Origin of the sequence: Peribacillus sp. FSL H8-0477 (assembly GCF_038002765.1) — a bacterium.
Classification (GTDB): Bacteria; Bacillota; Bacilli; order Bacillales; family DSM-1321; genus Peribacillus.
Genome location: NZ_JBBODE010000001.1, coordinates 270,214 through 282,850, shown reverse-complemented (window position 1 = coordinate 282,850; position 12,637 = coordinate 270,214). Strand labels below are relative to the sequence as shown.

Here is a 12,637-nt window from a genome sequence, read left to right as displayed (position 1 = left end):
GTGTTTTTCTTGGATGCTCTTTTATAATTTTGGGGGTATACAAGTAAGAAAATTTCAGTATAATAGAAAAGTATGTTTTAAGGAATCGAATCTAAAAATATAGAAATAACAATAATAGAAGAGGTGTGTAGTTTGGAAAATTTAATCGTAACTCTTGCAATCATAAGTGTCATAGCAATCATTATATTAGTCATAAGCGGTATGGTCGGATCAGTATGTCAAAAAAACTGGGGAAAAAAGACCTTTGCATGGTCACTAGTGCCCTTAGCAATCTTCCTAGTCATCTTAGGCATGGACAACTACGGCTTGCTAGAAGAAGAATCAGCCAAAACAGAAGTTGTACAAGAATCAAAATGATTGGTTTCCAGAGGGCTGTCTCCAACTGAGACAGCCTATTTCATTCAACTTTACTAATTGTCGTTTACCGTTATTCATTTTGTCATTATTAACTCCATTGATAGACCCTCATTTTGCCCCTACACTGAAGTATTCTCCCCTAAAAAACTTAAATTACGACGATTCAAATTGGATTATGAACCCCATTGAGCATCGATATTCACCTCATTCGGCCCAAACTGTGAAGTATTCGGCCCAAACTCGTAAACATTCGGCCCGAACGCTGATTGATTCGACCCAAACTGCCAATGATTCGGCCCTTGATCAATTTTAAATGAGGCGAATTTTATAAAAGTTGTACGATTAATTCCACTCCCCACCAACAGAATAAAAACAAGGCTAATAGAACCGGTATCCAATCCTTTATAGGTCCTGAAAACTAGTAATCTACTAGTTGGATGATGCGTCATTATTCTTATTTTTACCAGTATAGAAATTATTCATGTAAGCGCTTTACAAATCCCTGCTAAAATGATGATAGGTTTAGAAGGGAGAGAGTGTGAGTGAGAAATAGTTTGAAGAGAATGGGGATAGGGATTCTGACTGCAGGGTTGATTTTACAAGGTACAGCAATGGGTGTTTCGGCAAATAGCGGCGGGCCGCATCATGAACATTCGGATAAGAAGATTATGAATGTGTCACATCGAGGTGCTTCGGGATATGCTCCAGAACATACGATTCCGGCTTATCAATTGGGTGAGCAGTTAAAGGGAGACTATATTGAAATAGATCTTCAGATGACGAAGGATGGGCAGTTAATTGCGATGCATGATGAATCCGTTGATCGAACAACAGATGGCACAGGACGAGTGAAAGAGCTAACGTTAGCGGAAGTTAAGCAACTGGATGCAGGTTCTTGGTTTAATGAAAAATATCCGCAGTATGCCAAGACCGAGTACAAAGGGTTACAGGTTCCTACGCTGGAAGAGGTATTGCAAGAGTTTGGCAAACAAGCAAACTATTATATCGAAACAAAGTCACCTGAGGTTTATCCAGGAATGGAAGCTAAACTCTTAGATGTTTTAGAAGATAACAAAATGATTGATAAAAAGGGTCGTACAAAAAATGTTCTGATTCAATCATTCAGTCAAGAAAGTTTGTTGACGGTACATAGCCTGAACGCCAATCTGCCGCTCGTACAACTTATCTCGTATCAAAGCCCAGCTGTAATCACGGATGATGAATTGGAGACGATTGCACAATATGCGATAGGTGTGGGGCCAAACTTTGCTAGAATCGATGAGCAGTATGTTCAAACCGTCCGAAACCATGATCTTCAAATCCATCCATATACAGTGAATACGCAGGAAGAGATGAGACGGGCACTTGATTGGGGAGTGACCGGACTATTCACGAATTTTCCCGATTTATTTCACGAAGTCATAAAAGACTTCAAGAAAAGATAGAGAAAAGCGAACCATCCTAAAGCGATGGTTCGCTTTTTTTCCTATAGAAGAGAATGACTATCCCACTCAGTACTGCCAAGCCGATAAAGGTGAAGAGAAAAAACAGGGGGGAGACTGAAAATCCGAAAGCGGCTTCGTTTTGTAGGGTATCTACACTTTCCCACTGCTTTGCTGAATCGGGTTGATAGTTTCTTGTTTTGATATAACCGATAAAAAAAGTCCCAAATAGAAAGATTACATGAAGTCCTAAGGAAACAGCTAAAGATTGGATAACCGTCTTCAATTGCATACACATCCTTTTTATCAATAATAAATCATTTCTCATCTTTTTAAAATTTCCTTTTGTGCTACAATTTACTAAAATCTAGTAGAAGGAGATACGACTATGTCTCGCACCGGAAATACAACTGATTTTTTAGCTGGACTGCAATGGCTCTTTTTTATGTTTGCTAATACGGTCGTTATCCCGCTGACGATTGGTGAGGCGTTTGATTTGTCGTCTATGGAAGTGGCGAGCGCTTTGCAGCGGTCGTTTATTTTTACAGGAGCTGCTTGTATGCTTCAGGTTCTATTTGGTCATAAATATCCGCTGATGGAAGGCCATTCAGGAATTTGGTGGGGTGCCATCTTAAGCCTTGCTGCTTCCGCTTCCTCTGCTGGGATGACGACAGCAGAAGCAGGAGGAGGCCTTGCTGTCGGCATTATCCTGTCGGGTGTCCTCACTGTTGTTCTTGGAGCACTCGGAATGGGTGAAGTGTTGAAAAAACTCTTTAAACCAGTGGTAATGAGTACCGTCCTTTTTCTACTTGCGAGTCAACTAATTACCATTTTTGCCAAAGGCATGCTCGTCCTTTCTACAGGTGATCAAATCGATCTTCCGACGGCAGGGCTATCATTCGTCATCATCCTGCTTGTTGCCTGGATTACCATCAAAGGACCAGCGTCCATGCGGAACTTTGCCATTTTAATTGGAATGGTCTTTGGTTGGATAGTTTATGCATTGCTTTTTCCCGCAGTACCAGACGAAACAAGTCAATCAACACAGCTAGTTAATCTGTTCCCTTGGGGAAAGCCAAGCTTTAGTTTAGGCTTGATCATGATGGCAGTCGTCACAGGGTTAGTGAATACCTCAAATACAATGGCTTCCATCAAAGGGATAGAACCGCTTATCAACAAAAAGACTACCCAAAAACAATACAAAAGCTCGTTTGTCGTAACGGGATTGTCGTCTGTTGTTGCTGGTTTATTCGGTCTTGTGCCATATGGACCCTATATATCTTCGCTGGGTTTTTTACAATCCACACAAATCTATAGACGACTTCCGCTGATAATAGGGAGTTCTCTATTTATCTTACTGGGCTTGGTTCCATCACTCGGACATTTTTTCTCCACCTTGCCTGTTAGTGTAGGAAATGCGGTGTTATTTGTTGCCTACTTGCAGCTGTTCTCTGGGGCACTCACCAACCTAAGTGGCATCACCTTTACATCAAAAACCATTTACCGAATATCAGCACCAGTTTTGCTGGGAATCGCGATTATGAATATACCGTCTGAAACATTCAGCTCATTGCCTTTCCTAATCCGTCCATTACTCAGTAACGGCCTGCTCGTTGGGATCTTACTAGCTATTATTTTAGAGAATGTTATCGATTGGTCGAAATTTGAGGGGAAAGAAGCAAGTAAAGGAGAAGTTTAGTAGGATAGGAGACCTTCATATGAGAAGGTCTTCTTTTAGATCTACCTAATAGATTGTTAAAAAAATTAAGAAATATTGTCAGTTTCTAACACCTTTTCTTTTAACATGACTTACAACCAAAATATTCTAAAAATCTTGTTGACTTGTTCTTTATAAAGAATTAAGATTGAGGAGTAATAGAAATTAATGAAACTAATAGACTATTAATAACTAGTTTTTGAATAGAAATGAAGATTTTGTTGTTCTTTATAGAGGGTATTAAAATACAGATAAAAAGGTGATTAAATGAAGGGTTCGTATGAATTTAATAAAGGGGTTCCTAGTAATCCGAAGGAAATAAATTTAGCAGAATTACTTATCATTATTAAAAAGCGTCTATGGATCATCATTTTAATTGGCGTGATTTTTGCATCGGCAGGCTATTATCGAACGTTAGATGCGACACCACTTTATTCGACAACGGCACGGATTATTATGGAGGCTAAAGAAGCTGAAATGAAAACCTTGCAAGTAATTATTAAAGATGTTACCGTACTTCAAAAAGTAGTCGATGAATTGAACTTGCCGCTATCTCCAGAAGCATTAGCTGGCAGTATTACTGTAGAAAGTGTCGAAAGTTCTCAGGTTGTCAGTATCAGTGTAGTTTATCCAGAACCGATACTAGCAGCAGAGATTGCGAATACGACAGCAAGAATTTTTAAAGAAGAAGCACCGACTATTATTGGTTTTGAAAAAGTTCGTATATTATCACCTGCAAAAGTAAATGAAAATCCAATTAATACACAAAATGGTACACCCATAAAATTTGCAGTCGTTGGGATAGCTGTTGGAATAGGGGTTGCTTTTTTACTAAATGTATTTGACTATACGATTCGAAATGAACAGGAAATTGAAGAAGAATTAGGATTTGTAGTGATAGGCCAAATCTCAAAGATGAATAAAAAAAATTCAAGAGATAAGAAATACTCACCTGAAGAAAAAAATAATCAAACGTACTCTGCAGGTGAAAAGTTGAGGGGTGAACCAGGTGGCGTCAAAGCATTTAACAAATAAACGGAATCTAGTAACTTATACAAATCCGGATTCAATTATTTCAGAGCAATTTAGAACAATCCGGACTAATATCAAGTTTTCTTCACTTGAAAAAAAGGTTACGACTATTCAAATCACTTCTCCAAATGATGGGGATGGAAAAACGACAACAGCAGCTAACTTAGCTATTTCCATGGCCCAGCACAAGGAAAAGGTGTTATTGATTGATGCTAACTTGAGAAATCCATCCGTACACCTAGTTTTTAAGATGTCCAATAATGTTGGACTGACAACTTTTCTTTTAGATACAGCTAGCGATTTAGAGGAACTTGTCAAACACACTGGAATTGGAGAGTTAGATGTATTAACCAGCGGGCCAGTCCCGATAAATCCTTCGGAAATTATTGGTTCATCGATGATGCAAGAACTGTTGACTAGTGCAGCTCTTTCCTATGATTGCATTATCATTGATTCTCCCTCTATTTTAGAAGTAACCGATGCAAAAATTTTAGCCAATTTTTGTGACAGCATAATCCTTGTGTTCAATCATGGTAAAACCAATATGAAACAAGCCTACACCACCAAGAGGATTCTTGACTTCGCTGAAAACAAGATAGTAGGCGTTATTTTAAATGACAATGTACGGAAAATGAAGGTTAAGCTATTTTAAAGAATGTCTATTTTTTTATTTAGATGTTCTTTATTAAGAACAATAAATCATATAGTATATCTGGTTATGTCTCCTTGCCGTTATCAACGGAGGCACTCGATCATATTGTGGGTTGATAAAACCTTAGACGCTTGTCGTCGAGAATGTGGTGAGAGGAGGGGTTAGATGCCCCATTTTTATTATAAAGTATTTAGGTATGGGCTTTTAGAGAGAAAACGCATACCTAAATACTTTATTTAATACATAGAAAATTACTTTTATATTTAGAGAAAAAAGAAAAGGAGGGACCTAGATGACTAGTCAGCAGAGGCTGTTTTTCGTTGTTTTAGTCGATTCATGTATCGTACTTTCAGCTATTTTTGCAGGGCGATTTTTAGTCGATGCGACCATATATGTGGTGACCATTCCACTAATCGTCAGTTCGCTGACCATACTTATTAGTCATCATGTATTTTCGATACAATTCAAGTTGTATAAAAAAGCCTGGGAATATGCAAGTATTAGCGAATTACTTCTTATTTTTAAAACCGTAACGGCTTCTATCTTAGTTACATCGATTGTTCAATTTGCTGTTCTTCAAGAAGTATATTTCCGTTTACTCGCCGTAACGTGGCTGCTTCATATGTTATTTATCGGTGGGTCGCGGTTTTGTTGGAGAATATACAGAGATCGATACCTAGCTAAAGAGCAAAATCGGAAACGAACGCTTATTATCGGTGCTGGCTCTGCAGGGACCATGATTGCCCGTCAATTGTTGAAAAAGAACGAGTCAGATTTACTGCCTGTTGCCTTTATTGATGACAATAGAAGAAAGCACGGTCTTGATATTTATGGCATTCCAGTTGTTGGTGGTGTTAGTAAGATTGTCGAAACGATACAGAATTATAGTATTGAACGAATTATCATAGCAATCCCATCCTTAAATAAACAGCAGATAAACACCATCTATACCGAGTGTGCGAAAACAGATGCGAAAACACAAACATTGCCAATGATTGAACATCTTCTTACAGGACAACTATCCGTAAATAAATTACGAGATATTCAGGTAGAGGATTTATTGGGCAGGAAAACAGTTGAGTTGGATATCGACGGAATTTCTGAATATGTCACGAACAAAGTCATATTAGTCACTGGTGCTGGCGGATCAATTGGTTCAGAAATCTGCCGTCAAATTTGTCAATTTACTCCTCAAAAAGTCATTTTACTGGGACATGGTGAAAATAGTATTTATTCCATCGAAATGGAGCTAAGAGAGATATATAAACAAACTCACATTGAATTTCTGCCAGAAATAGCAGATGTGCAAGATTTTAAGAAAATGATGATGGTAATGGAAATCTATAAACCGGATGTTGTTTACCATGCGGCGGCCCATAAACATGTTCCGCTCATGGAAAATAATCCGGAAGAAGCGGTTAAGAATAATTTAATTGGTACGACGAATGTTGCCCAAGCAGCCAGCTGGAATGGGGTCGGCATATTTGTCATGATATCAAGTGATAAAGCGGTGAATCCGACAAGTGTAATGGGGGCAACAAAAAGACTGGCAGAAATGGCAATTCAAGATATGGATCAAAAAAGCGCTACGAAATTAGTCGCAGTAAGATTTGGAAATGTTTTAGGCAGCCGGGGAAGTGTAATCCCGTTATTCACGAAACAAATTGAGAGAGGCGGACCCGTTACGGTTACGCATCCTGATATGGTTCGCTACTTTATGACGATTCCTGAAGCATCAAGACTGGTGATTCAAGCTGGCGCCTTAGCAAGCGGGGGAGAAATTTTTGTATTAGATATGGGTGAACCAGTAAAAATTGTTGATCTTGCTAAAAATGTCATTCGACTATCAGGTAATAGCGTTGAAGAAATTGGCATTAGCTTTTCAGGAATACGACCAGGGGAAAAGTTATTTGAAGAACTGCTAAATAAAGAGGAAGTTCACGAAACACATATCTATCCGAATATTTATATTGGTAAAACAGGAGAGCTTTATCAACTCGAAATAGAGGATATTGTAAATAATTACGCAGATTGGGACAGAGAATCCTTGCGAAATACATTGATCAACTTAGCTAATCATCGTGTGGTTCCACAACTAACCTTAAATTAAAGGAGAAACCAAATGAAAATTAGAAAAGCAATCATCCCTGCAGCGGGTTTAGGAACTAGGTTTCTTCCAGCAACAAAGGCTATGCCCAAGGAAATGTTACCGATTGTTGATAAACCAACCATCCAATATATTGTAGAAGAAGCTATCGAATCAGGCATTGAGGACATCATCATTGTCACGGGAAAAGGAAAAAGAGCGATTGAAGATCATTTTGATCATTCATTTGAATTGGAACAAAATCTCTATGAACGCGGAAAATTTGCCTTGTTAGAAGAAGTTCGAAAATCATCCAAACTAGTGGATATTCACTATATCCGCCAAAAAGAACCAAAAGGCTTGGGACATGCTGTTTGGTGTGCACGGAAATTTATCGGGGATGAGCCATTCGCTGTTTTATTAGGTGATGATATCGTCACTGCTGAAAAACCTTGTCTGAAACAAATGATTGAACAATACGATTTATATCAGTCATCGATCCTAGGTGCACAAACTGTTCCTCAAGATGAAGTCTCACGCTACGGAATAATTGATGGGCATTCGTTCAATGATCGCATCTATAGTGTGAACCATTTAGTAGAAAAACCAAAACAAGAAGACGCGCCGTCTAATCTAGCTATCATGGGAAGATACATACTAACACCAAAGATCTTTGACATTCTCGGCAGCCAACAGCCTGGTGCAGGTGGTGAGATTCAACTGACTGATGCCATTTCTGCCTTAAATGAGTTTGAAAATGTTTATGCGTATGACTTTGAAGGAACACGATATGATGTTGGTGAAAAGTTTGGTTTCATACAAACAACAATTGAAATGGCTTTACAGCGGACAGAGTTACGAAAAGATATCTTGAACTATCTCTCCGCTGTAGTAAAAAGAGAAACCATCCAAAATAGAATGGATGGTTGATTGGTTATGAAGAAGAAAATTCTATTTGTTGCGACAAAGGATATTCACTTTGAGGCATTTCACTTACCAACCTTTAAATGGTTTGAAGAAAATGGATATGAAGTTCATACAGCAGCAGTTGGTAATATGAAACTGCCTTTTGTAGATCGAAGACATGATATTCCGATTCAGAGATCACCCTTCTCACTAAAAAACATAGCCGCATATCAGGCACTAAAAAAGATAGTGAATCAACATTCCTTCCAAATTATCCATTGCCATACACCAATGGGAGGCGCTCTTTCAAGATTAGCTGCGAGAACTACTAGAATGCAAGGAACAAAAGTCATTTATACGGCCCATGGCTTTCACTTTTGTAAAGGATCTCCGCTCATCAATTGGATGGTGTATTATCCGATTGAAAAATCTTTGGCACGAATGACAGATTGTTTAATTACCATTAATCATGAAGACTACCAGTTGGCTAACGAAAAAAAGTTTAAAGCGGTCACCATTAAACATGTCCATGGTGTTGGAGTGGATAACGAACGTTTCCATCCGATTAGCGCATTTAGTAAAACTGTTTTAAGAAGCGAGCTGGGCTATAAAGATAAAGAGTTTATCCTGTTTTATGCTGCCGAGTTTAATAAAAATAAAAATCAACAACTACTAATTCGGGCTCTATCTAACGTAAAAGAACAAATTCCACATGCCAAGCTGCTACTTGCTGGAACGGGTCCGTTAATTGAGGAATGTAAAAGAAATGCCATTCGACTGGGGGTGGATCACATGGTTGACTTTCTCGGCTTTCGAAAAGATATTGATCGGTTATTAAAAATTAGTGATCTCGCTGTCGCATCCAGTCTACGAGAAGGTCTTCCAGTAAATATAATGGAAGCCATGTCGTGTGAGCTGCCGGTTATCGCCACTGAAAACAGGGGACATCTGGAACTCATTCAACAGAAACAGAACGGTTACCTTATTCCACCTGGAGATTACCAGCTATTTGGTACCAGAATCCTTGAACTTTTTCAAGAAAAAGAACGAAGAGAAATGATGGGGAAAAGGAGTAAGGAAATCATCGCAGCATATACACTGTCAGAAGTAAGAGCGGAGTTAAATCAAATATACCCAAGCTATATGGCGGAGGATGGAAGTGAAGAGCCCGGTAATAAGTATTATCGTACCTATATATAATATGGAACCAATTCAATGACATTCTCCTTTGATGGAAAGTGTTTTTTTGTATAGAACGGAGAAAGTAAATTTGTAAGGTTGGGTGGAGATTTTTTTGGAACCAATTCGTATTCTGCAAGTTGTGACCATCATGAATCGAGGGGGGCTTGAAACGATGTTAATGAATTACTACAGACAAATCGATCGAAGTAAAATCCAATTTGATTTTATGGTTCATCGAGCTGAAGCAGGTCGTTATGATGCAGAAATCCTCAAACTTGGCGGTAGAATTTTTTATATGCCTTCCATAAGACCAGGGAATTATCGAAAGTATTTTAGGCTGCTCGATCAATTTTTTTCTACTCATAGTGAATACAAAGTTGTCCATTCACACATCAATGAAAATAGCAGTTTTGTTTTAAGAGCAGCAAAAAGAGCGGGTGTTCCAGGGAGAATTGCTCATAGTCATTCAAGTGTTTTTGATATAGATATAAAGTTGCCTTTCCGTTTATATGCAAAGTATATGATGAAAAGTAATCCAAGCGATTACTTTGCTTGTTCAAAACTTGCAGGAGAATGGCTTTTTGGGAAAAAGAAATCTGAGTCTAATAATTTTACAGTTCTCAAAAATGCAATAAATGCTAAAGAATACGCATTCAATCAGTCCACCCGAAAAACAACTAGAAATAGTCTTGAAATTTCAAATAAACTTGTAATCGGACATATAGGAACTTTTTACAAACCAAAAAATCATGAATTTATAATCGATATCTTCTATGAATTACAAAAAATACATCCGAACTCTCTCTTGCTTCTAGTAGGTGTAGGGCAATTAAAAGCAACCATCGAAAAGAAAGTGAAAAGGTTAGGATTAACGAAAAAAGTACGGTTTTTAGGAGTTCGTGAAGATATTCCTAATCTTTTGCATGCGATGGATTTGTTTCTATTCCCTTCACTTTTTGAAGGACTTCCCGTCGTCTTAGTTGAAGCACAAACGGTTGGAGTACAGTGTTTGGTCTCCAATTCAATTACCAAAGAGAGCGACATAACAGGTTCATTATCGTTTATGTCTTTAAAGGAATCTCCTGAGAAATGGGCAAAAAAAATTCTTTCCTTGTCATATAAACATGCTGATAATATAGATTTAATGACAAAAAAAGGATACGACACAACAGCTAATGCGAAGTGGCTTACTGCCTTTTACAATCACTATCATTCTGAAAATGAAACCTTAGCAGGAGGCTTTTGAAAGTGACTCCTACTTTAACTGTTTTTACTCCAACTTATAATCGAGCGTACACGCTTCATTTATGCTACGAAAGCCTAAAAAGACAAACATGTAACGATTTTATCTGGCTAATTATCGATGATGGCTCGACAGATCGCACGAAGCAATTAGTAGATTCCTGGATACAAGAAAATAGTGTACCGATTCGCTATTACTTCCAAAGCAATCAAGGAATGCATGGTGCTCATAATACAGCGTATGAATTAATCGATACAGAACTCAATGTATGTATCGATTCAGATGATTTTATGCCTGATGAAGCGGTAGAAAAAATCTTGACGTTTTGGGCGGAGAATGGGAGCAATGAGTTTGCTGGAATGGTAGGCTTGGATGCCAGTCCCAAAGGTGTGGTTATTGGTACGGAAATGCCTAAGACGGTTAAAGAGTCTACACTGACTGATTTGTATGGGAAATACAAAGTAAAAGGGGATAAGAAGTTAGTTTATCGTTCAGAACTGACGAAAAAGACACCATCTTATCCGATTTTTGAAGGAGAAAAATACGGCCCGCTTGTTTATAAGTATATGTTGATTGATCAAATCCATCCGCTTCTGGTTTTTAATGAGGTTCTTTGTCACGTAGAATATTTACCAGACGGATCGAGCATGAATATGATCAATCAATATAGAAAAAACCCAAGAGGATTTTCATTTTTTAGAAAAGTGGCTATGAAATATGCCCCTTCATACAAGAGACGGTTTATTGAAAATGTTCATTATGTTTCGAGCAGTTTACTGATGAAAAATAGGAACTATTGGATGGAGTCACCTAATAAATGGAGCACTATTATGGCAACACCGATTGGAATCGCTCTATACTTATATATTAAACATACTCACCATTCAACAGTTTTGAAGCAATCTTGATTGCGTCGAAAGGAATTTTTCTATGACTATCCTCTGGATCAATCTCGCCATAGTGTTTATATTATCGTATTTCAGTAGATTAGTTTCTGTCTCACAATTGGTAACAAATAGTGAAATACCAGTAAGACCTAATAAATTCTTAGTGTTTGGAGTCATGTTATGTTTGGTGGTCATTTCAGGTTTGAGAACAGGTATAGGTGATACGTACAATTATAAACAAATGTTTATAAAGAATGACTTCACATGGGATTTTATTAAAACGCAAAAAGACATTGGTTTTGGAATCTTTCAGATGATTTTAAAACAGTATTCACAAGATCCCCAAATCATGGTTTTCACTGCGGCGTTGTTTACAAATGTTTTAATCATTATCGTCTTGTATAACTATTCGCGTCTGTTTGAACTTAGTACGTACCTATATATAACTGGAGGTATTCATTTAGTTTCCATGAATGGGATTAGACAAGTACTCGCTGCTGCGATTATCTTTACAGCGACAAAATATTTATTAAATGGAAACTTTATAAAATATGCATTAATTGTTCTTTTAGCATCTACTTTTCACCAAAGTGCATTACTGCTTCTTCCCATTTATTTTATCGTACGAATAAAAGCGTGGACTAAATATACGTTTCTTATTTTAAGTTCGGCTGTATTAATCGTTATCGGATTTAACCAGTTTACCACATTCTTATTTGCCGCCATACAAGACACGCAGTATAGTGACTATACAAATTTCAATGAAGGCGGGGCAAGCATCATCCGAGTTATTGTAAGTGGTGCACCATTAGTCGTAGCTTATCTTGGCAGAGAAAAATTACGAGTTGTCTTTCCGAAAAGTGATTATATTGTGAACATGGCACTTTTAGGCTTAGTCTTTATGATTATTTCGACCGAACAATGGATTTTTGCAAGGGTGGCTATCTACTTTAATCTATACCAGCTCATTTTAATCTCTTGGATTATTGAAGTTTTCAGTAAAAAAGATCGGAAATTTGTTTATTACATGATTTTAGTTCTCTATTTTATTTTTTATTATTATGAAAATGTTGTTAGTCTTAACATCCTGTATGAGAGTGATTGGTTAGATAATTTGTTCAAGTAAGTGAGGG

At 37.6% G+C, this 12,637-nt stretch carries 13 protein-coding genes; 11 read left to right on the top strand and 2 right to left on the bottom strand.

What is annotated here, in order from left to right:
• Positions 1-132 precede the first annotated feature (132 nt).
• Positions 133-357 (top strand): hypothetical protein, encoded by a 225-nt coding sequence (locus MHI18_RS01520; protein ID WP_340845638.1) that lies wholly within the window; start codon positions 133-135, stop codon positions 355-357.
• Between the two features lie 173 nt (positions 358-530).
• On the opposite strand, the gene MHI18_RS01515 is transcribed toward MHI18_RS01520, so the two are convergent.
• The gene (locus MHI18_RS01515) at positions 531-719 is read right to left on the bottom strand and encodes a hypothetical protein (protein WP_340845637.1); all 189 of its coding nucleotides are present in this window, start codon (positions 717-719) and stop codon (positions 531-533) included.
• Between the two features lie 201 nt (positions 720-920).
• On the opposite strand from MHI18_RS01515, the gene MHI18_RS01510 reads away from it, so the two are divergent.
• Positions 921-1,802, top strand: coding sequence for a glycerophosphodiester phosphodiesterase (locus tag MHI18_RS01510; RefSeq protein WP_445669931.1), 882 nt, complete (start codon positions 921-923; stop codon positions 1,800-1,802).
• A 16-nt stretch (positions 1,803-1,818) separates the two neighbouring features.
• On the opposite strand, the gene MHI18_RS01505 is transcribed toward MHI18_RS01510, so the two are convergent.
• Entirely contained in the window at positions 1,819-2,091 is a 273-nt protein-coding gene (locus tag MHI18_RS01505; RefSeq protein ID WP_340845636.1) for a hypothetical protein, read from the bottom strand.
• A 96-nt stretch (positions 2,092-2,187) separates the two neighbouring features.
• On the opposite strand from MHI18_RS01505, the gene MHI18_RS01500 reads away from it, so the two are divergent.
• The 9 genes from MHI18_RS01500 (at position 2,188) to MHI18_RS01460 (ending at position 12,630) form a co-directional block, all read left to right on the top strand.
• Complete coding sequence (locus MHI18_RS01500; protein ID WP_340845635.1) at positions 2,188-3,498, top strand: uracil/xanthine transporter; 1,311 nt, start codon at positions 2,188-2,190, stop codon at positions 3,496-3,498.
• A 285-nt stretch (positions 3,499-3,783) separates the two neighbouring features.
• Positions 3,784-4,551, top strand: coding sequence for a YveK family protein (locus MHI18_RS01495; protein ID WP_340845634.1), 768 nt, complete (start codon positions 3,784-3,786; stop codon positions 4,549-4,551).
• Positions 4,526-5,200, top strand: a complete 675-nt coding sequence (locus tag MHI18_RS01490) for a CpsD/CapB family tyrosine-protein kinase (protein WP_340845633.1) — start codon at positions 4,526-4,528, stop codon at positions 5,198-5,200. The genes MHI18_RS01495 and MHI18_RS01490 overlap by 26 nt, the downstream gene beginning before the upstream one ends.
• A gap of 292 nt (positions 5,201-5,492) precedes the next feature.
• Positions 5,493-7,310 carry a polysaccharide biosynthesis protein gene (locus tag MHI18_RS01485; protein ID WP_340845632.1) on the top strand — a complete coding sequence of 606 codons (1,818 nt, stop codon included), beginning with the start codon at positions 5,493-5,495 and terminating at the stop codon, positions 7,308-7,310.
• Between the two features lie 12 nt (positions 7,311-7,322).
• Positions 7,323-8,216, top strand: a complete 894-nt coding sequence (gene galU, locus MHI18_RS01480; RefSeq protein ID WP_340845631.1) for a UTP--glucose-1-phosphate uridylyltransferase GalU — start codon at positions 7,323-7,325, stop codon at positions 8,214-8,216.
• 6 nt (positions 8,217-8,222) lie between these two features.
• Positions 8,223-9,392, top strand: a complete 1,170-nt coding sequence (locus MHI18_RS01475) for a glycosyltransferase family 4 protein (protein WP_340845630.1) — start codon at positions 8,223-8,225, stop codon at positions 9,390-9,392.
• A 94-nt stretch (positions 9,393-9,486) separates the two neighbouring features.
• Positions 9,487-10,620, top strand: a complete 1,134-nt coding sequence (locus tag MHI18_RS01470) for a glycosyltransferase family 1 protein (RefSeq protein WP_340845629.1) — start codon at positions 9,487-9,489, stop codon at positions 10,618-10,620.
• Between the two features lie 2 nt (positions 10,621-10,622).
• Positions 10,623-11,525: a glycosyltransferase family 2 protein gene (locus MHI18_RS01465; protein ID WP_340845628.1), complete on the top strand. Its 903-nt coding sequence runs from the start codon at positions 10,623-10,625 to the stop codon at positions 11,523-11,525.
• Between the two features lie 22 nt (positions 11,526-11,547).
• Complete coding sequence (locus MHI18_RS01460) at positions 11,548-12,630, top strand: EpsG family protein (RefSeq protein WP_340845627.1); 1,083 nt, start codon at positions 11,548-11,550, stop codon at positions 12,628-12,630.
• Positions 12,631-12,637 lie beyond the last annotated feature (7 nt).